Genomic DNA, 19649 nt, shown 5'->3' on the forward strand with positions numbered 1-19649 from the left:
CAAAAGCACAGTTTACGGCGTCTCAAGGTTGCTTCCATAATATTGGTCTTTCCTAATCTTCGGACATGCCCATGCAGCACCTCGACCCCCGCGCCGCTTTTGCCTACCTGCAGGAGAATCCGCAGGCCGTGCTGGTCGATTGCCGGACCGAGATCGAGCACATGTATGTCGGTCATCCGGTGGGGGCCGAGCATGTGGCCTGGCAGGAGGCGCCGGACTGGGAGATCGATCCCGACTTTGCCGCCAAGGTTAAGCGTGTGGTGAAGGGCGATGTCGAGCGGCCGGTGCTGTTGATCTGCCGCAGCGGTCATCGCTCGATTCATGCCGGCGATGCGCTGGAAGCGGCCGGCTTCACGAACGTGATCAATGTGCTGGAAGGCTTCGAAGGGCCGCTCGACGACGATTTTCATCGCGGTACCTTGGGTGGCTGGCGATTCCGCGGCCTGCCCTGGCAGCAGTCCTGACTACTCGTTAGCCAGTTGCCGCCGGCGCAAACGCCGGTGCAGCAGCGCGGCGATGCCGCCGCTCAACATCAAGCCGCCCATGCCAAGGGCCATCGTCAGCGTCGAACCCCACAGCATCGGCGCGATGAAAGCGGCAGCCAGACTGTTGAAACCGGACTGGAAGAAGGTCTGGCATGACGCCGCCAGGCCGCGCTGAGCCGGGAAAGGGTCGAGCGCGAAAAGGGTCAGATTGGGCATGGCCAGCGACATGCCCAGCGTGTACACATACAACGGCAGCACGCTCCACGGCAGGCCGGGCGGCAGCGTCAGGTTAAGCGTCAGATTGAACGCGAAGGCTGTCCCCATGATCAGGTAGCCGCGCTGTATGGTCTTGCCTGGGGCCAGTTTGCCGGCCAGCCGGCCGGAAATCCAGGAGCCGCTCATCAGACCGGCCATGGCCGGGCCGAACAGCCAGAGGAAGCCGGTTTCCGGAATGCCGAGGTGGGTCATCAGGAAGACGGGGGCCGACAGCACGTAGATGAAGAAGCCGCCGAAATTGAACGACAGCGCGGCGCAGGCGCTCAGGAAGAGCGGCGAGGTCATGACCTGCCAGTAGGTTTTGCCAAGGTAGGCCGGATTCAACGACTGCCGTTTTTCTGGTGGCAGGGTTTCCGGCAGCAGTTTCCAGCAGGCCAGCCACAATGCTGCGGTGGACAGCACCAAAAAGGCAAAAACCGAGCGCCAGCCAAACAGGGTCTGCAGCCACCCGCCGATCACCGGCGCGACGGCTGGGGCGAGGGCGAACATCATGGTGATCTGCGACATCAGGCGCTGGGCAGGTGCGCCGTCGAACAGGTCGCGCACGATGGCGCGGCTGATCACGATACCGGCCCCGGCGGTGACTCCCTGCATTGCCCGCCAGAACCACAGGTGCTCGATGCGTGTGGCGAAGGCGCAGCCGGCCGAAGCGAGGCCGAACAGGGCGAGCGCCACCAGAATGACCTTGCGCCGGCCAAAGCGATCGGCAATCGCACCGTGCCATAGGGTCATCACAGCGAAGGCGAGCAGGTAGGCAGAAAGGGTTTGCTGAACCTCCAGTTGCGTCGCGTGCAGCTTGTCGGCGATGTCGTGGAAGGAAGGCAGGTAGGTGTCGATCGAAAACGGACCCAGTGCCGACAACGAAGCGAGCAGTAACGCGATGCCGCGCGTGTCGCGGGCCTTCTGGTGTTCACCCATGATTGAAGCGGCGGTATTGGATGGCTTCGGCGACGTGTGCCGCGCCAATGGTGTCGCTGCCGGCTAGGTCGGCGATGGTGCGGGCGACGCGCAGGATGCGGTGCCAGGCACGGGCGGAGAGATCGAGCCGGGCGGCGGCCTGCTGCAACATGCGCTGGCCGGCAGCGTCGGGTTGGCAGAGGGTATCGACTTCCTTGGTGCTGAGACGGGCATTCGGCTTCTGCTGGCGCTGCTGCTGCCGTGTGCTGGCGGCCTCGACGCGCTGGCGGACGGTGGCCGAACTTTCCCCATCCGGCTTGTCGGCCAACTGCTCGGCGCTGACGGCCGGCACCTCGATGATCAGGTCGATGCGGTCGAGGAAGGGGCCGGATAACTTGCCGCGGTTGCCCATCAGCAAAGATAGGCGAGCATCGATATGCTGTGAAGTCAGTGTGTTGGGAGTGCTTAGTTTAACTGTCATTGGGCTAAATTCTGCAGAGTTAAGCTAACTTTTGTGGGCTCAACCTGGAACTGTTCTCGATAGCAGTCTACCGCACACCAATACTTAGGGGCCTAACCGCGACAACAATGTCGATTGTTCATTAACTTGGGGAGCAGGTATTACTGGAGGCGAGGTTAACAGTCTCGAGAGTCAGCAATTCTCGTCCGTAGATCTTTTTGACAGTTTTCCCGCGCTGCCACAGCGTCTTTAAGCTGCGTTTCTCTACAAGTACGAATACGCGGTAGCTCAGATTGAGCTCCGCTCAACAGCATTGCATTACCCTCAGCTCCGCACATTCGATCCAAGTACCGTTCTTCGAAGCTACCAGGAGCGGCATTAGCCCCGCACTGTGCTTGAAGTTCGTTGATATCGCTTATCACGTTTGAACAGAAGAATCGCCCTGGCTTAGATTGAACTAAGGCCGGCACTTGTCCTGAGAGATTTGACGGCACAGTGCTTGTCGAAGGAAGAATTGACGCATTATTAGCTACAACGTTAATGCTGCCTTGACTGTTGTTGCCTTGCCCGCCAACAGACATCCCCATATTCTGATTAGTCCCGATTTGCGGTGCTCGTTCTGCCTCGCCGACGTTCCTAGTTTGTTCCGGCTTTGAAGGAGCTGGGCCAACTTTGGCACTCGCGTTAATCCCACCCGGGCCGCTGGCACTGAACTCAAACGGAGCACCTCCAGTCGCCCAAAAGAGTAGCGCTGCGCATACCACTATGGCCAATAGAACCCAGATTACCCATATCCAAGGGCTACTTTTAACTGATAAGTTAGCACTCGGAGTGCCTTGTTTACTTGTGGTAGCCACGTTTCAGAATGCTTTCGTACAAAGATTTAAGTGTTCAAAGGTTCGTTGCTTGGTACAGATCTACTTGATGAATCTGGTCGTCATATGGTCTGCCGCAAATCTGGGTTCGTCCTATATCACCTCTTTTGTGGCTGGAAGCACATCTTGGACACTGAACTATTTCGTCATAACACTTCCAGTACAAACGCTTTTGCCTTACCCACTCTGACAAGTCGATCGACCAGTAGCAGTAGGCCTTGGATGTATGTCCAAGGCAAGTTGAACGATCACATGTACATTCGCCTTGGCTCTCAATCTGCTTTCGGTGCAGCCAGTAACCGTTGTCAAGCCGAATAAACACGTCAGGGACCGCAGTTTGGTCGTTACTAGCAATAGAAGCTACGCTATAGCTGCTTAATAGGTCTGCAACGTCAATCGGGGACACTTTCCCTTCATCAAGTGCGACAAGCAATTTAGCGAGAGTCTTGTCTTTCTTTTCATCTTTCTTAATCGACTCAGCAGTTCTTTCGACCCTTTCTGCGAGTCCGAGCAATCTATCAAGAATTATTCGAAGGCCTGGAGTATAGGTAAGGGGCGTCTTACTTTTTTGCTGGTTGCAATGGTTATGCGCAGGCAGCCAATTCTGAAACCCACAAACATTGAAAGAGCTCGGCAAATTGTAATCTTGGAGAAGATTTTGAAGTGCCAATGGATCTTGAAGCAGGGTTTCTGGAATTACGTGATCAATGGTCGCTTCGACAAGTCGCAAGGGATCATGACATAACCAGCATCGTTTTTCGTGATGGAGCCAGACGGCATAACGTTGAGCCATCGTGAATTTTTGTTTTTTCATAGTGCCTAGTGCTTAACCTGTTTAATGCGGAGACCGCCAATATCAATATATCGCTGGCTACCTGTCGCATGCAGCAGCAACTAGGCGATTCCATGCTTTGGCAAAAACCTCTGCTTGACCTGCGTTACTGACTAGATACTCTTCATTCAGCCCCGTAGCCGAGTTGAAGACGAGCCTGCCATATAGAGCAACAGGAATTTGGTAGTTGTCCTTGAAGCGGCGATCGGGCGAACCGTCCTTGTTTACTTTGGCCCAAGTATGATCGACAACGGTGGAATCCTTCGGAATGCTTCCTTCCTCGATGAACCTGCTTGGCGAATAATTGAGCTCTACCTCCTTGTATTCGAGCAGAGCGAAAGCATCATTCGAAACAAAATAGAGCACAAATCCGGGGTATAGAAAGATGTCGCCTCCATTTGCATTGGCCAAGTGAGGCACCGACCATTCTGATTCGATGACCTCGCATTTGCCGACGCCAAAAGCGACGGATTTCCGATCGACGATGCGTGATGCTGATGTCCGCTCGACAATCCGATTGGTGCCCCGTTGTCCTACGGTATCCCAAATGCAAACCGACTTAGCCATTAGAGCGAACTCGTCGACCATCCGATGAAACTCTTGGGCGACTGTTGATGGCATGTCGATCTGCGTTGCTAGGCGAGACAATCGCTTCTGCTCTTCCAACTCCAACCGCATTGCTGTTGCCTCTTCTGATGCATGGGCAAGTTGCTTGAACTTGGATTTGAACAGCCGCCGAAACAACCAACCATCTCGCCAACGAGCATATTTGTCCCCGACACGCTTTTCTTCACTACGCGCAGCGGTCAGATCAACATTAATTGCAGCATGCTCGCTGTTGGCTCGCTCCAGCAATTGTTTGAACTCTCCCAAACCAGGGGTTGTGAGCGCACCCGAGCCAGAGCTTTTGATGTCGTCGAGATGAGCAATCGGTGTTTCAACTACAGGTGTGAATGTAGGTGGCGGAGCGAAAGGTGCTGGCTTAGGCGATCTTTGAGGTTGAGGCGATACGTCAGCAAGCGAATGGCGAAAGGACAGGCCGGTGCCTGGAACATTGACCGTAAGTGCAGGCCCCCTTCTACCCGCACTCAAGCGTACTGGGCCAACACCGATTGAGGTGCTGATTCCACTTGGCGTCAGCGTAAGGCGGACGCCGGGAAAGGGACTGAAGCTCTTGCGAAAACGCCACCCCATGATTCCTCCCTTGGTTCTTATCTACGAATCCAGACGGTGCCCACAGTGAGGGCAATTAGCTTCGGCATCGGTCCCGGCATCAAGGATAGCTGCTGTCATAACGGCAGTAGGGAGCGCAAAAATACCTATCCCGAAAATCGCACCAGCCCCAGCAAGAAGTTTTCCGAGAGGCGTGATGGGCGTGATATCCCCGTATCCAATGGTGGTCAGAGTCACTACAGCCCACCACAACGTCTCTGGGATGCTGCTGAATTTATCGGGTTGCACAGAATGCTCGACCATGAAAAGAAGAGCAGCGAGGCAGTACACCGCAATCAGCATGAGCGCGACCGACATCACTAGCAAGTGTTTGCGCTGGCCGATGGCACGGCCAACCCGTTGCATCGAATAATCGAAGCTGTCGAGATGCAATACACGGAGCAAGCGGGTAAGTCGAAAAATCCGCAGGAAGCGGAGATCAACTGGTGCGAAATAGGTTGCTATGACGATGAAATCCAACAACGGTAGCGGCTGAAACACGTACCTCACCCGACCGAATACCGGGTGGGAAAGCCGAGTTTGTTCAACACAAACCCACAGGCGAGCCATGTATTCCACAACGAACACGGACGTTGAAATGGCCTCCAGCCAAAAAAGAAGGGATTGATGCGTTTGATTGATACTGGGAACAGTTTCCAAAGCCACCGCCGCGCAATTGGATAGGATCAGCAAAGCCAATGCGTAATTGACGTAGCGGGCAACCCGGCTATTGGGCAGCGGCTTGTGTAGAACGTGGAAGACAGATTGGCGGACGGTCTGGTGAAGCACTTGATGAGGTAGGCGACCGTCCATGGCTAAGTGGTAAGTGGAAAAATCCCCATTTTCCGCATAGCGCATATGACCTTCAATTAGACTAAAGTCATAGATGGCATCTTGAAATACCGTGTCACCAAGGCGATATCGAACTGCATTTTGCGCATGAAGCGTTGCTACAATGCAAAATTCATAATGACTTGGGGGAGACCAAAATGCAGAAATCTCGGCTGCTGTATCCTTTCATCATTTCCCTAGCCTTGGCGACGGTTAGTGACATCGCTTGGGCAAGAGGTAGTCATGGAGGCGGTCGGACTTACTATGGTGGAGCGAAACATACCTCTTCGCATGGTGGATACTATGCCGGGGGCAGCGGCTCATCTCATCGTGGTGGGAAATATGCATCGCCTACTGGCGGCAACCGTTATGGACGCCATAAGTGACGTTGAGTGGATCACTTTGGGGCTGTTAAGGCCTGCATTAAACATATGCAGGGTTATTTGTTTTCCATCGATGCAGTTGCCGATGGCAATGAAACTTCCTTAATGGTCACGCAGGCCAAGGAGGGGGCAGGCATTGATGGCAGGTTTTCCTTGCTTTGCGCTTGGTACGAAATGCTGATCACTTCCGGGGAGCGTAGCAGGAAGCGGGTTTCCTGTTTTTCTTTCTGAAAAGACAACAAATGCTCTTCGCCGATGCGCGAGAGAATTTTTAGGCCCTGGATATGGAAGACTGGGTCTTTGTCACCATTCGAAGGTGTGCAGCGCCCACAGCCGAGCGTACTGGTGATGATTTTGCAACCGGTGGATGAAACCAGGAGCATCGTATCCTCCAGATTGCCGAGCTTTAGCGTTCTCATTACCTCATCTGAGATTTGAACAAGTCCTCCAAACAAAAAGACCAGAAGAAAAACAAAGGTGCCGAGAGATAGGGCAGCGGATTTCCAATTGTGGCGGATGGCAATCCCAAATGCGCAGCTCAACGATATGGCCAGACCAAAGTTCATCAAGCTGAATAAGTCGCTCTCCTGCCTGAAGAAGGGAAAAATCTGGAAAAGGATAGTGCAGGCTAAGAGTTGGAGCAGTGTTAAGAATCCCAGAACCCAAAGGCCGTGGGTATGGCCCCAAGCTTTCCGGAAGCGAATCCGGGCAAGTCGTTTTACCGGACCGCCGTCACGGTATCTGACTACAAGTGCTACGACAAAAAGCAAAAAGACGACGCTGATGCCGACTGTGACCGATGTTACCGGCAAATCAAAAAACGATTCAGTGGTGCCAAAGTAATAAGGGCCAAAGAGCAAGGAAAGCGCAATAGCGACACTGGCATAGATGTGCAGCATGAAACTGCCGCGGCCGTTACCCTTGCGTTTTATTCGTCCTTTGCTTCTGTCTTCCTTGTGCAGGTCTTCTGTTCCCGGATTGAGGACTTTATAGCGCACACATAGCTGCATCAAGGCGCCTGGGATGCCGAGCAGAATAGCCACCGAGCCGATCGTTAGAGCACCTGACATCGCAACGCCCAGGAGAATTCCCGTTGCCGATTTCAGATCAATAGACGGCAGGTATTTGATATGAACGAAATGGGTCAACATCAAAATCCCGCCGACGGCAAAGGCCAACGAAAGTAGGGAACTGCCCGGATGGTCGAGAAAACGTTGTTTCACCCAGCGCCAAAGCGGGTGGCCGGAAATTTTTGCTCCCGTTTGTTTTCGTGGTGTATGCCGATGCAAATGGCGGGGCGAATAGCCCGCTCCGGCGCTGGACGATTGGGTGCGAAAAGAGGAGTGGTCCCGCATTGCCTCAGTGACCTAAGGCGGCTTTGACTTCAATGACGAGGCACAGTGTGTATGCGTGGTTCGCTTCCAGATTTTTCAATTTATCCATTAATAGCCTTGGCCAACTAATCAATTGCAGCTGCATTATTTCATGGGCATAACATGCGATCTAGTACCCGGAATCTTCACGCTAGTTATATGTTCTCGCCCATCACCATTTCATCAATGTGACTGGCCAGTGAACTCAGCGGCAGATTGAGCGCGAAGCAAAGTACAACCATGGTGTTCAAGGTAGGTGACTTCGTACCACGTTCGAGTAGCGACACGTAAGTGCGGTCAAGCCCACTATCAAAAGCCAAGGCTTCTTGACTGAGGCGACGCTCGCGCCGAAATGCTCGGAGCACTTTCCCGAAAGCGACGTTATATCGCTCGGTTTCGGAGGGAGATGGAGGTAGAGATGTTTCCAATATCATGGGTCCGTGGTGATGGTGATTAGATCTCAAATAAGCGTCTTACCAAAGGTATCGGCGCTGCTCCAGAGTTTTGGATCGAGGTTTGCTTTCATGAGTTGGGTAATGCGGCTCCGTACCGAATGGCCATCCATCTTTTTGCCGAAACGGGAGATAAACCAAGTTTTTGGAACGTCCGGTCCGCGAAATTGGAAGTGAGGACGGATACCTTGGCGATATTGATCATCTAGCTCTGCCAAGCAGTCTATGAGGAAACGGACGCCGGATCCTGACGTAGTTTCCGGTACGGCCCTTAATCGCGCCATTTGCAGCACTATTTCGATCTCGCCTTGATCCATATTGCAAACGGCCTCAATTGATTGGCCAGAAAAGGCGGAGATCAGCAGCATCAAGAAATCTCGGGTCAAGGTCCGCCGCTGATCCCTCGATGGCGGTGTATGTTCCAACGTGGCGTAATACTGCCTACACATCATGATCAACTCTTCGAGGGATGCAGTTCGGCGTTGGTCAAGCAGCTCGTTGATCGCCCAGCTCTCAGCAACCCCCAGCTTTCGCCTCAACGCATTTTTGCTGACGGGCAATTTCTTTGCAGTCAGCTCTGAAATTGCTGTTTGAACGTGTTCTCGGGTGATCCAGTTGGTGTGTATAAAAAGGTGCTTGCGAATCACCTCGACAAACCATTTTGGGGTTTGAATTTCCGTACACCCAAAGTTATGTCCAGAAATCCCAGCTGCCCGGCAGGTGGTAACCATTCGAGTCGGCCATTCCTCCAATAGCCACGAAGCCATGCTTAGTATGGCTTGACGGGACGTAGCCGGAAGCCTTTCCAGAACCCCATTTCGATGAATCAAAAGGCCTGGCGCTGGTTGGATACTTAAGGGCAAATTTCTGTGTAGGGGGTCGAAATTTCGGCGAACGAAGCGACACATGCTCCACAGGACAGCAAAGTACTCTTGGAGCGAAATACCCTGTGGGGCGCCCTGGGGAGTGATGCCATTGATCAGTGCGTTCCACAAAGCGGCACTGATGTCTCCACACCCGTCGAAGATGCCCTCAGTACGGTGCAATGGGGTACCACATGCCATGCATATGGCAAGATCCATCCCTTTCAGGGGGTAGCTTGCTCGCTCGGCAAATGCGTTAGGCCAAATGCAGCTTGAGCAGGTCGGACAGTGCTCGATTAGTCGGCAGTTGTGTTGGGGACAGTGCGTCACAAAAGCGAGCCGCCAGGCAAGCCTGAAAAACGGTATATCGTCGTTCTTGAGGCATATCGGGCAATAACCGCTAGTGGCGCCATTGCGGGAGCTTTGCCGTGCGCAAGGAACGATCCATCGCGCCAAAGGCGCAGTAAAGCGTCCGCCGCCGAGGGGGGCCGCGAATTCGTCCAGGCTTGCTTGTCGCAGACCGACGACTGAGACATCAAACTCCCGCGTAAGCCAGTCTATTTCTGACTCTGCTGGTAATAGGTCAGGATCTCGAGCAGCCCATCTTCCATTCGAGGTCGGAAACCACCGAAATCCGTTCGCCAGCCCAGCCCGCTGACGCCACGAAGAGAGAGACTCGCCAGACTTAATTCTGGGTCTGATCAGGAACGCCATGAATCACGCAATCGCTTGGATACGGTACTTGGGCTCACATCCATTTCCGCGGCTAGCTCGTGAAGTCTAGTAGTTCTTGCTTTTCGGGCCTCGCGGATTTGTTGTCTATTTCTCGGTCGAGTGATGCCTCGTTCATCATCAAGTTGTAAGGCCAGGAGCAAAATTCGCGGCTGAACGGTCGTGATTTCTGCCGTCAGACGTGCGTAGAGGTTCTTAGAAAGGGTTGTAAATCCGGGAAATTGCCTAAGGGTTATATCGGCAAGAGTTTTATGGTCTTCGCAGATTGTCTCGAGGAACCGATGGTCGACAGAGCGGATCCACCAATGGGGACGATCTCGAGCCCTGGAGGTTTGGCTTTGCGTTTCTGATTCGTAGGCTCGGATCAATCGGCGCGTCACACGCCCGGCCATGGTTTCGACTCGGAAAAAGTTGGTGGCACTGACCGGTAGACTGGGCGTTGTTCGCCACGGAGCGAACAATTCGTAATAGGTCTTTTCCCAGAGTGGCGTTGGCTGGCTATCGACGTCACGAAAATCCTGTCCGCAACGACATCGAGAGAGGGAATGCGCCCGCTGGATGTTGTTTAGGCAGCTAGGGCAACGGTCGAGCAGTACGGTTTGATGTCGATTGCAACTAATCGACAACGGAAGCGACCACTCGGCCGATAGGATTTCATTCTCTGATAGGCAGCGTGAGCAGACTCGGGCGCTCAAGGGGATGCCGACCGTACCTCCAAATTTACGAGTCGACGGTTGGTGGGACGGCGGCAAGCGCAGCGATTCTGGAGCGTCCGTTCCGTTGACCACAGCCATAACCTTGTCGAGGCAGTGCGTAAATAGATGACCAAGGGGAATTCCGAGAAGGGCTGCAATTTCTTTGCTGCTTTCGAATCCATTCTTCTTTGCTAAACGCTGTAGGTATTCCCTGGTCCCCTCGCGAGAATCTGGGGTGGGGCGAACTAGGAGTAGTGGCTTGAAAGACGGTGGCGAATCACTCATATCCGTCCTCCAGCCAATTCTCAAAGGGCTCGTCCTTGCCATTCATCACGCGAATCTCTGTGTTCGGGCTGAAAGGATTTATTTCGGTGGCTGCGTCTTCATACAGCTTCTTGAAGGCAAGCTGTAGATCGCCCACTTCAATTGATTCACGGCCTGCCCGGACGGCGGATTCGAGTGCTTCGGTGAGGAGGCCGATGATGTAATCCGGTATGCCATAGGTGGCCATCCATATCCGTCTTGTTATCTCAAAAGACGATATGTCTGACATTTCGGCAAGCGGAAGTTGCTTATCGACCTCGAACAGGAAGCGCCGCATTCGGGCAATACCGGCGTTGGTTTGGCAGTCGAAGTAGTCAATGCGTAAGTGGGCAGGACTTCGGCGCCGGGCTTGATTGTTAGCTTTGAATACATCGAGGCCTTGTTCGGCCCCGAGCGATACGAACAGTGCTGGAACGTTATCGATGAGCGTCCGTATCCAGTTGCCAACCTCGCGGACGCCTTTTCGTGCCCGTCGCTCGGGAACGTCATGCACGTTATCGATGAAGATGATCTCAGTCCGACATTCCTTCAGGAGGTGTACGGCACGTTCTTCAAGGGCATCGGCCTTTCCCCTATTCCATCGAGGATCACCCAGGGCTCGGAGCACCGCTGATGACATGGATCCGGATGATGGCCTGGGTGGAATACAAAAGGTGACACAGCGACGTATGGTGCGCTCGTCAGTATGTTCATCGGGACGTTGGGATGCTACGAACTTTGCAAGGGTCGATTTCCCGCCGCCCGTTTCAACAACAACACTGAGTGCCCCTCCTTTTTCTTGATGTCGACTACGTTCTGCCCGGCGGTGAATTTCTTTGACCGCTTTGGTGAACTGCGGGTGCATGACTACGATCTTTGACAATTGCATTTGCCGTTCCTGAAGTGAGCGGCCACGCCAACTCGCCTTGGCTGATTTTTCAGTCTCACTCAGTGTGATTGGAGCCTGATTCACTTCTCATCTCCTCCGCAATCTTCGTTGTCGTTGAAATGAAGGATTTGAATTGCGAGACGTTGCAGGAGCGCGCTGTAAGCGTGCTGAGACGTCGGGTTGGCGGGAGCTCCAATAGGATTGCATGAACGTGCGGGAGCACTTTGCAGTTCACATTCATTGCTTAAGCGACCTCGGCGAGATTCCATCCCTCGTCCTCCTCTTCCATTTCCACTTCTTCGAGCTCGAGGATGCGGTTCTCGAGATCGGTTACAACGATGGCCTCGGAAGCCGCGCCGATTACTGTTGTCGAGGTCGATGCATGGTCGGGAACCGTACCGGTGCGGATTGAGCGCTTTCTGTCCAGTAACTTCGTTGAGTACCGCAATTGCACAGTGAGGATTCGTAGCTCCTCTCGGTGCAACAGTAGTTGGGGAATCGACGGGTTGCGGATGCGGTTTTCCCGAGCCATTTTGAGCACGAGTTGATGTTGGTACAGGGATAGGCCGCTTGCGTACTCAGGATTGGTACAAGGAACGGGCACGTACGCTTTGGTTGTGGGATCTTGGAGGTAGATTTCCTTCAGATTCCCTGGGTTGAACCGGAAATTGGCGTCTGCATTGTGGCCATACCGCTTGCGGAATGCGGGTAGAAAAGGTGCGGAATAAATTAAGCCACAGAACAAAAGTCCTTCCGGTCTAAGCTTCAGGGTTTTATGCAAACAGGGTGCGAGACGGTAACCCCAGACATCTCTGGGAATGCGAGGCTTCGAGTCGCGCATACCAAGGTGCCATTTTTGGCGGGGTGTGAGCCCGTCAGCCATCGGGGTGTTCGAATAATTGTCGTAGATCCATTTCATCAGGAGTTGCTTGAAGGCTTGCAACCCAAGGTTGGCGGAAGCCATCCCGGCTTGAAGACCATCGCGCAACTTCTTGTCACCACGGTAGCCAGGCAAGGTCGACATGAATTCCTCTTTGACTCGACCGTTCCAGCCTTCTTGCTCCGCTTTTTCGGTTGGGGTCTTAGGCTTTGCCCAGCCCGGGATGAAGCCTATTGATATTGCGGCCTGCTCGATTTCTGTCGCATGGTTATATAAGGCATTGTCAAAAACAATGACGCCTGGCTTGCCATAGAATTCGCATTCCGACCTGACTTCGGCTAGATTCGGGTCCATGGGATCTTTTGGCAAAATTCCATTTATGATGGCGCTCACGGCACTCCACGTACTGCGTGGGCGATGGGAAAGTTCCAACCCCGGGACGATTTGAGTACATTGGTCAATCACGCCGGTGAGATAAGCGCGGCCACTGGGCAACCCCGAAATCTCGTCGATCGTGAAAACGGTTGTGTCCATATCATCCGTTTCCCATACAAGCAGCGGAGTCTCAGCCGTGTCCCGTGGATACCAGTTGCGATACTTCCGGTCAGCAAATGCTTTCCCGTGCCGGCGTCGGCAGAGATCGTAGGGACTAAACGCTTCTTCAATGTACCGTTTGACCGTACTCCAATTGACCCTCCCAACTGTCAGATCAGGTCGATTCGGACGTTCAATTTGTAGCTTGGACTGAACTTCCTGAACAATTTTGTAGGGCCGCACGGCAGAATTTGTCTCTGATTTTTTCCTGTCTAGAACGTCTTTGATGGCTTGGTCTATTTCGGGTGCGATTCTGGATTTTTTTGAGCCCCCACGATCGGTAAACCTCGGAATAAGTGAACGTGGATCGCCGCTGGCCTGATCAAAGCGCAGGCTCCATTGATAGATCCATGCAGCCTTTGCCGGCTTGGGATCATCGAAGCGGCGCTGCAAACGGTCGATATCCAGTTGAATGGTCGGATTCTTCGGTACCAGAGAGCTGTAGCCCAGAGAGCGAAGCCCCCGGATGTAGCGAACTAATCGAAGCACATGTTCGATCTGGGCTTCGGTTAGACCGTCCAATGGCAAGCGGGTCCGTATCTCATCGTCGTTCTCGAAAATATCGCCCTGGATTGCCCGTCGCTCGTGTGAACTATCAGCGAGAGTGATTTTTCCTTTAGTGAATTCCGCGAGCAGGTTGGGAACGAGAATTTTCCGTTCCTGCATTGAGACCGCATGTTGGAGTATTGCAACCTCGTCATGGATACTGGTTAGCCGAAAGACGGTTGGCCCTGCGCGAAACAAGAGGCCGGGTTCTAGGGCGAAATCCATTGGAGGTCGGCCCGTTGAGACCGAAGGAAGTAATTGGTCCATCAGGCTGCCTCCAGCGCGTTCCACCACGCTTCCATGTCCGGTTCTGTACTGAAAAGGGCGTTTTCCAGATCCGTTGTCCGGTTCAATGAGACGATGGTTTGCCTTGTAAATGGCTCGTGCAGAGGGAAGAACACTTTTCCTTGCCACGCAGCGTGTGAGATCAGTTCGCGATCGAGGTCATGTCCGTAGAGGGTCCAAATCGGAAGCGGCCCTTTGTTAGTGAGCAAATCGATTAACTGGTGAATCTCGTCAGGTTCGATATGCTGAACAGCGGCGCGTCGTAGTTCGAGGAGGTTCTGGCGTAACGGCGCTGCCAATGGATCGCGATCTGTCCAAACGAGGTATTTCAGGTCGTATTCGGCGAACCTGTCCTTCCAGATCTCAAAACTCCGCTCCATCTGCGGCGTGATGTAGCGGGCGCTTTTGACCTCAATGACGTACAAGTCCCCTTGCGGAGTCTCGGCCATTAAATCCGGTGTGTATTCCCTCATACCTTTAGGTATGTCGAGTTCAATATCGGATGACCATAGGTCAAGAGGCGTGGTAAACGGCTGTTCCTTGAAGCGCCTGATGGCACCTTGGCGTTGTAAGTGTTCCAGGGCCAGAAGGCCGATGAGCTCGTTGCGGCTTTCGACATAGGCCAGTCGATTCAATGGCTCCACCCAGGTTGCATGTCGATGAGTCCATTTGGTTCGGCCTTTAATCTTCCGAGCAGGATCACTCTCGAATACCTGGCTCAGCCACAGATGAGAGCCAAAGGGGGCTGTAATGGCATTCATGACAGGCCTCCCATTGCAAAAATGGAGAGGCAGTAGTTGGAATGGTTTCGGTGGAGAGAGGTGCTACTTCCCCGTGTCTGCCCCTGCTTCACCGCGTGAGACACGGAGGAGGCTAGGCAAGAAACAACTCGTAGCGAGGGGTGCTTGATGAGGGGATTTACTAGGTTTTCTCGAAGGATGCAGACGTCCTTCAAATGTTGCTGCCGGCGGAAAGACCGGTAGGCAAGAAGCCATACTTTAAGGTGGCTCAAGGCGTTACTTGCTAGCATCGTTTTCTCCTGGTGGCAGGCGAGAGGTCTCCCTACGCCTGCCACGTATCAGTAAGTTGACTAGATTCAGAGGCAATAAAACACCTGCAGCCAGAGCAAATCTGACCGTTGTCTCAGTGAATCAGTGGGGTAAGGCTTGACGCCTCTGGCAGGAGAAGCCGATACTTGGCTTGTCTAGAGCGGTAGCTTCAGCTGCTGCAGAGGGCGGGCCTTGTGCTCGCCCTTTTTACATTTTGGATCCCTCCAATTCGTCAAGTATCAAATGACCGCCTTTGCACGAACGAAACGATCTAAGGTGGAAATCGGTTTTGGGATCTGTAAGGCCAGCTCAATCAGTTGGATTTGAAGTGGGGCAAGGTTGCCAAGCTGGGGTTCTAATTGGTGAAGCAAGGCATATTCGCGTTCACTGGCACGTGCTGGTAGAGATACTTGTCGGCGAGATGCTTGCAGCGCTCTAGCTAATTCAACCTGTTCGGCCTCATTCAATTCGAGACCGCGTATTAGCCGCTGTATGAAATCCTGTCGCGGCGGCCCCTTCTCGCTACGCTCAAGTGACGAGAGATAGCTTGATTCGAAGCCAAGGAGTTCAGCTAATTCCTTTTGCTTGTAGCCGCGGCTCAAACGTAATTGCTTGAGAAAAATCGAAAATGGACTCATGAACTTGGCTCAATTTGTTGAGTCAAGTTTAATATTGATTATGGCGTTAATCAACATAACCATTTGTTTTTGAAAGTTAATTTATTATTTCATTGTGCTGCTTTAAGTGACCGGGTGCCCGCGCAGCCCGAGTAGTTAGCTTGGGAGGTAAAGACCGCTACCGACGAATTCTGACGTTGGAAATTTGGTTACCGGCGGCTGGTTCTTCCTAGTGCGAAATACCGGAAAATCACTTGAGGTTATCGCTACCGAAGGAGCCGATATGGGCAAATACCGAGGCGCTTCTTAAAGCCGGATGGTGCCAAGATGTTAAAAACATTGAACGGGGCGACGGTACAACCATGCTTCAGCTGCACGCTGCGACCTACGCGACAAAATCGCATCTCACATTCGTGTATTCAAGGCTGCAGCTTGATCAGCCACCCGCAAAGATGTGCAAGATGCTTGGTATCGGCCGCTCAACCTCTTATAAGTACGCCAAACGTCAGTCATTTGAATCATGGGTGGCAATGATCCTATTCCTAGATACCGAGTTTACGGACTTTCACGACCCTGAGTTGATTTCTCTCGCGCTCGTCAGTGAATGCGGCCGGCTGGAGTTCTACGCCGAACGGACGGACTTTAATCGGCAGCGGTGCAATGAGTTCGTGCTGTCGAAGGTGCTGCCTAAGCTGGGGCAGGGGCCGTCCTTTAATTCAGGTGAGTTCGCCACCGCGTTGCTGACATGGCTTGAGCAGGTGCATGCCCTCGATGCTGCCAGCAATGTCCTGGTGTTTTACGACTACGACACCGACTTTGCGTTGTTGAAGGATGCCTTGGCCAGCAGTCTGCCGGCATGGCTGGAAGGTACGAATGTATCCGGCTGCGTCAATCAGATTAGCTGGGCGCGGGAAGGGCAAGAAGAAGCGCCGACTGCGCACCATGCCCTTCATGATGCACACGAACTGCGGGTCGATTGGCTCGCTTCTCGTCAAATTCTCGCTAATAGGTTGGAGACATAACTGGTTTAATTGGCAGATAACTTATGTCTTAACGTCAGATTTCTGAATACATGAGTTGCAGGTAGCGAGTCGAATGGATGTCAGCGGGAATATAAATCTTCGTCGGCAAGAGATCGATGCTGCATGCTATTACCTTGTCCGCATGAGCATAGAGTTGAAGTTCGGACAGCAGACTGTACCAACGAGTCTTACAAGTCGTCTGAGAGTCGTGCCAATGATTCTCCAAGCAAAACAATTGCTGAAGTAGCTCGGCTTGTTTCTCAATTCTCTCCTCACCGCTACTGCATTCAGCCAAATATCCAACGACGGCATAGTCGATCTCTGAGCCTGTAATTTGCGAAAGATACCGCTCGGGGTCAGCTTCATTGAAGCGCCATGCTGTCCATTTTCGATATGCATAAGCCCACAACGCCTGGCGTGTTTCTTCTGATGCAGACTCTTGGAATGTACGGAGGCAATTCGTTATCGCTTCTCGACTCGCCCCTGGCGAAGTATTAAGGGAGATGCTCTCTATGTAGACTTGAAGCGCTTCGTTTGACACCTTACTTAAGGCGTGACCGAGGGCTCGCTGCAGCATTGGATAGCGCAAAGGATAGCGATTGAATATCTTCATCCATTCTGCCCAGTGCGGCATTTCTTCTGCGACCTTGACCAGCAGGAGGGACAATTCGAGTTCGGCCTGTTCATCCAGTTCCGGCCGTCGTGGGGAAGCAAGGAGTGTCTGATAGACGCAAGCAAATCTGACTCGTGTGTTACGTACTGTCGATGCAAGCCTGAAGCTTTCAGTCGGCGCTAGGGCTCTGGCGACCATCATTGCGTTGGATGTCTTGGTGATTGTCTCTGCGGACTGAGCCAGTATCCCGAAATCGAAACGTCGCAAACATCGGACAAATTGAATTTGGAAAGCATGGGGTATTACTGAATGCTCGAAGCGAGGCCAAAGATTGCTAAAGCCCCATAGGTCCTTGTTTTCCTCGGCTACGGCCAGTTGTTCAGTGATTTCTCGTTCCCAAATGGGCTCCTTCATCGAATACTGAGCCACAAATTCAAAATCAAACGCTGATAACAACTCGGCTAAAGCTTCGAGCAGCCCTGTGTTTGAAGAAAGGTCATCGGGCAATTCATCCCAAAAGCCCGTGCCGTCATCACAGAAGGCCGCAATGGCAAAGATTGCTGTCAGATTATGGAAATTTGGATCGCTGTCTTTTCGCCATTCCGATATGGCTTGAAAAAACCAACGCATTAAGCCGACCCACTGGGAACGTTGGTCGTCGGTTAAGCGATCTTCGATGAAACGCCTGTGGTGAATGAATCCGTAGCGTTGTTGTAGGGTATCAATAATCCTATTTTTGCTGTTGCACTCACCAAACGCATGAATCGGATTGGCTAGCCCCTCAATGCAATTCAATACTTCCTGCGGTGCCACTACAGCACCTGGCATTTGGGCCTCATTCAAGACCAAGCGTGTTAAATCCTCCGAATCAATCATGGCTTTTTCCAAACCAGATGTTCGGGTTGGCTCAATTGATCCCAAAGGTCAAGAAATGCCTCCTTGATAAGTTCCCCGTTATCCACTCGCTGAAGGATGTGATGTTCCATCCCAAGGCTGTTAATAGAGGTCCCGAGCGACCAGGCTAGCGTTCCTTGCTGCGTGTCTGGAAAGATAAGAAAACGATCATGGAAACCCCTGCCGGCACTACCGCCCTTTGTTCGGTATTCAAGGCGAAGTCCTCGATAGTTACTGTCTACGTTGTCGAGAATTGCTCGTTGCTCTTTAAGAAGCGCCGAGAGCAGCTTGCGCGACTTTCCTTCGGAAGACGAGGGAACCTGCAGGGCGGTCAGCGCTTTGAGATCAGCGTCTGAGTGAGTGCAATGAAACAGCGTGTCGAGAATATCAATTGCACTCAGGTAGGGATCCCAAAGCCAGGCTCCATACTCCCCATACCTATTGATGAGGAAGCGCACATCATCGAGCGCTCTTTGGCGTTCCTCGTCCCTTTTCCCTTGTTTGGGGTGGTATTGAACGAAGCGGCGCTCTTTCATGAGCCGCAATGTCTCTGCCGAAAACCTTCGCCGCCGAATCCAACCCTTAGGGGTTTGGTCATTGACTTCACCGGGCTGGTTGCTGAAGTAATGTTGCTGAATCCCAATCCTGTGAGATTCGACCGCTCCGTTGCTTCTCGTAATCGTGAACACTCGTGGTTCGGGATCAATTATTCCCGAACGCATCGATAGGGTTTCCAGATAGGCAAGAGGACCACTAGCAGCGAGGACAACCTGGTTTTCTGCATCCCATAAGACCAAACGGTTTAGGCCAGAACTGTCGTAATACGCGGGGAGAGTCGTCTCCGACGACACGATTTCGGTGGCGCTATAGCCGCAGATCGCGCCGTCGAACTCCATGGTCGCAGTGGCGTGCAATTTTCGTGATGCAGCTTTGGGATGCCATGCTACTTCGACCACTAAGCCTTGGTTCGCGATTTTTCGGAAGTCACTCATGATTACGGTGACCGGTATTTGAACGATTAAATTGCCAAGGCGTTCAGATATGCTTGCGAGACTGATGGGCACGTAACGGTGCATAGCCTCGGAAAGCTCTTGTAAACAGTGCGGGGTCCGGATGAGATCTTGGAGATTTTGCTTATCCGTATCGAACCATTCAAGTACGTACGAGCCGTTCCAGAAGTTGTTTTTCAGCACCTGGTTGAGTTGCGCCGATTCGCTCGCATCGGGGGGAACAAATTGTGGGGCGATAGCCGCCATATCTCCTAGTGCAAGGGATTTTCCACTTAACCTCCATGCGGAGTTCTCATCAAGATGTTGAAGCGTCGGTTCTAGTTCTGAAAGTAGCTTCGTATAACGTGCTACTCCGAAATTCCAACCCTTAAGCGAGGGTAGCTCGATTCGCTTGCCGGAATTGAGAAATGAAAATTCTTGTAGAAGGTCTTGAGCACGATCTTCTAAAACTACAACAGTCAATACATTGACTGGTATTGACGGATCGTCATTTGAGAAACCAACAATCTCCGTGACTTCACAGTGCGTGTAGAAGCCAAGCGTACCTGGCATCGTTGCTCGCTTTAGCCAGGAGCATGACT

At 52.7% G+C, this 19649-nt stretch carries 16 protein-coding genes and 1 pseudogene; 2 read left to right on the plus strand and 15 right to left on the minus strand.

All coding sequences use genetic code 11. The features are described from left to right. The first annotated feature begins 71 nt into the window (after positions 1–71). Positions 72–464: a rhodanese-like domain-containing protein gene (locus WIF35_RS12220; protein WP_412478492.1), complete on the plus strand. Its 393-nt coding sequence runs from the start codon at positions 72–74 to the stop codon at positions 462–464. Here the strand turns inward: WIF35_RS12220 and WIF35_RS12225 are convergent, their stop codons facing one another. The 13 genes and pseudogenes from WIF35_RS12225 to WIF35_RS12285 form a co-directional block, all read right to left on the minus strand. After that, positions 465–1679 (minus strand): multidrug effflux MFS transporter, encoded by a 1215-nt coding sequence (locus WIF35_RS12225; protein WP_412478493.1) that lies wholly within the window; start codon positions 1677–1679, stop codon positions 465–467. It lies immediately after the preceding gene. Continuing rightward, positions 1672–2139: a hypothetical protein gene (locus WIF35_RS12230; protein ID WP_412478494.1), complete on the minus strand. Its 468-nt coding sequence runs from the start codon at positions 2137–2139 to the stop codon at positions 1672–1674. The genes WIF35_RS12225 and WIF35_RS12230 overlap by 8 nt, the downstream gene beginning before the upstream one ends. A gap of 870 nt (positions 2140–3009) precedes the next feature. Next, positions 3010–3807: a hypothetical protein gene (locus WIF35_RS12235; protein ID WP_412478495.1), complete on the minus strand. Its 798-nt coding sequence runs from the start codon at positions 3805–3807 to the stop codon at positions 3010–3012. Positions 3808–3864: 57 nt separating this feature from the next. Beyond that, complete coding sequence (locus WIF35_RS12240) at positions 3865–5019, minus strand: DUF4236 domain-containing protein (protein ID WP_412478496.1); 1155 nt, start codon at positions 5017–5019, stop codon at positions 3865–3867. Between the two features lie 21 nt (positions 5020–5040). Beyond that, positions 5041–5895 (minus strand): ion transporter, encoded by an 855-nt coding sequence (locus WIF35_RS12245; protein WP_412478497.1) that lies wholly within the window; start codon positions 5893–5895, stop codon positions 5041–5043. Positions 5896–6307: 412 nt separating this feature from the next. Then, positions 6308–7606, minus strand: coding sequence for a hypothetical protein (locus WIF35_RS12250; protein ID WP_412478498.1), 1299 nt, complete (start codon positions 7604–7606; stop codon positions 6308–6310). Between the two features lie 173 nt (positions 7607–7779). Then, on the minus strand, positions 7780–8058 hold the full coding sequence (locus WIF35_RS12255) for a helix-turn-helix domain-containing protein (RefSeq protein ID WP_412478499.1): 279 nt from the start codon (positions 8056–8058) through the stop codon (positions 7780–7782). Between the two features lie 26 nt (positions 8059–8084). After that, positions 8085–8807, minus strand: a complete 723-nt coding sequence (locus tag WIF35_RS12260; RefSeq protein WP_412481272.1) for a hypothetical protein — start codon at positions 8805–8807, stop codon at positions 8085–8087. A gap of 489 nt (positions 8808–9296) precedes the next feature. Next, positions 9297–9653: pseudogene (locus tag WIF35_RS12265) on the minus strand (hypothetical protein); the annotation flags it as partial. A 990-nt stretch (positions 9654–10643) separates the two neighbouring features. Further along, the gene (locus tag WIF35_RS12270; protein ID WP_412478500.1) at positions 10644–11642 is read right to left on the minus strand and encodes a TniB family NTP-binding protein; all 999 of its coding nucleotides are present in this window, start codon (positions 11640–11642) and stop codon (positions 10644–10646) included. A gap of 160 nt (positions 11643–11802) precedes the next feature. Further along, positions 11803–13845, minus strand: coding sequence for a hypothetical protein (locus WIF35_RS12275; protein ID WP_412478501.1), 2043 nt, complete (start codon positions 13843–13845; stop codon positions 11803–11805). After that, positions 13845–14624, minus strand: a complete 780-nt coding sequence (locus WIF35_RS12280; protein WP_412478502.1) for a hypothetical protein — start codon at positions 14622–14624, stop codon at positions 13845–13847. Before WIF35_RS12280 ends, WIF35_RS12275 begins: the two co-directional genes overlap by 1 nt. A 527-nt stretch (positions 14625–15151) precedes the next feature. Continuing rightward, positions 15152–15550, minus strand: coding sequence for a helix-turn-helix domain-containing protein (locus tag WIF35_RS12285; RefSeq protein WP_412478503.1), 399 nt, complete (start codon positions 15548–15550; stop codon positions 15152–15154). 341 nt (positions 15551–15891) lie between these two features. Between WIF35_RS12285 and WIF35_RS12290 the strand changes: the two genes are divergently transcribed. Beyond that, positions 15892–16551, plus strand: a complete 660-nt coding sequence (locus WIF35_RS12290; RefSeq protein ID WP_412478504.1) for a hypothetical protein — start codon at positions 15892–15894, stop codon at positions 16549–16551. 34 nt (positions 16552–16585) lie between these two features. On the opposite strand, the gene WIF35_RS12295 is transcribed toward WIF35_RS12290, so the two are convergent. Together WIF35_RS12295 and WIF35_RS12300 are read right to left on the minus strand one after the other, a co-directional pair. Next, positions 16586–18040, minus strand: a complete 1455-nt coding sequence (locus tag WIF35_RS12295) for a hypothetical protein (protein WP_412478505.1) — start codon at positions 18038–18040, stop codon at positions 16586–16588. Further along, positions 18037–19620 (minus strand): VPA1262 family N-terminal domain-containing protein, encoded by a 1584-nt coding sequence (locus tag WIF35_RS12300; protein ID WP_412478506.1) that lies wholly within the window; start codon positions 19618–19620, stop codon positions 18037–18039. Before WIF35_RS12300 ends, WIF35_RS12295 begins: the two co-directional genes overlap by 4 nt. Between the last annotated feature and the right edge of the window lie 29 nt (positions 19621–19649).

It is taken from the genome of Azonexus sp. IMCC34839 (assembly GCF_047047955.1).
In the GTDB taxonomy this organism is placed as follows: domain Bacteria; phylum Pseudomonadota; class Gammaproteobacteria; order Burkholderiales; family Rhodocyclaceae; genus Azonexus.

Bases quoted from the DNA above. Each gene is read 5' to 3' on its own strand.
- WIF35_RS12220 (WP_412478492.1), top strand. From the start codon at position 72: ATGCAGCACCTCGACCCCCGCGCCGCTTTTGCCTACCTGCAGGAGAAT.
- WIF35_RS12225 (WP_412478493.1), bottom strand. From the start codon at position 1,679: ATGGGTGAACACCAGAAGGCCCGCGACACGCGCGGCATCGCGTTACTG.
- WIF35_RS12230 (WP_412478494.1), bottom strand. From the start codon at position 2,139: ATGACAGTTAAACTAAGCACTCCCAACACACTGACTTCACAGCATATC.
- WIF35_RS12235 (WP_412478495.1), bottom strand. From the start codon at position 3,807: ATGAAAAAACAAAAATTCACGATGGCTCAACGTTATGCCGTCTGGCTC.
- WIF35_RS12240 (WP_412478496.1), bottom strand. From the start codon at position 5,019: ATGGGGTGGCGTTTTCGCAAGAGCTTCAGTCCCTTTCCCGGCGTCCGC.
- WIF35_RS12245 (WP_412478497.1), bottom strand. From the start codon at position 5,895: ATGCGCTATGCGGAAAATGGGGATTTTTCCACTTACCACTTAGCCATG.
- WIF35_RS12250 (WP_412478498.1), bottom strand. From the start codon at position 7,606: ATGCGGGACCACTCCTCTTTTCGCACCCAATCGTCCAGCGCCGGAGCG.
- WIF35_RS12255 (WP_412478499.1), bottom strand. From the start codon at position 8,058: ATGATATTGGAAACATCTCTACCTCCATCTCCCTCCGAAACCGAGCGA.
- WIF35_RS12260 (WP_412481272.1), bottom strand. From the start codon at position 8,807: ATGGTTACCACCTGCCGGGCAGCTGGGATTTCTGGACATAACTTTGGG.
- WIF35_RS12275 (WP_412478501.1), bottom strand. From the start codon at position 13,845: ATGGACCAATTACTTCCTTCGGTCTCAACGGGCCGACCTCCAATGGAT.
- WIF35_RS12280 (WP_412478502.1), bottom strand. From the start codon at position 14,624: ATGAATGCCATTACAGCCCCCTTTGGCTCTCATCTGTGGCTGAGCCAG.
- WIF35_RS12285 (WP_412478503.1), bottom strand. From the start codon at position 15,550: ATGAGTCCATTTTCGATTTTTCTCAAGCAATTACGTTTGAGCCGCGGC.
- WIF35_RS12290 (WP_412478504.1), top strand. From the start codon at position 15,892: ATGCTTCAGCTGCACGCTGCGACCTACGCGACAAAATCGCATCTCACA.
- WIF35_RS12295 (WP_412478505.1), bottom strand. From the start codon at position 18,040: ATGATTGATTCGGAGGATTTAACACGCTTGGTCTTGAATGAGGCCCAA.
- WIF35_RS12300 (WP_412478506.1), bottom strand. From the start codon at position 19,620: ATGCCAGGTACGCTTGGCTTCTACACGCACTGTGAAGTCACGGAGATT.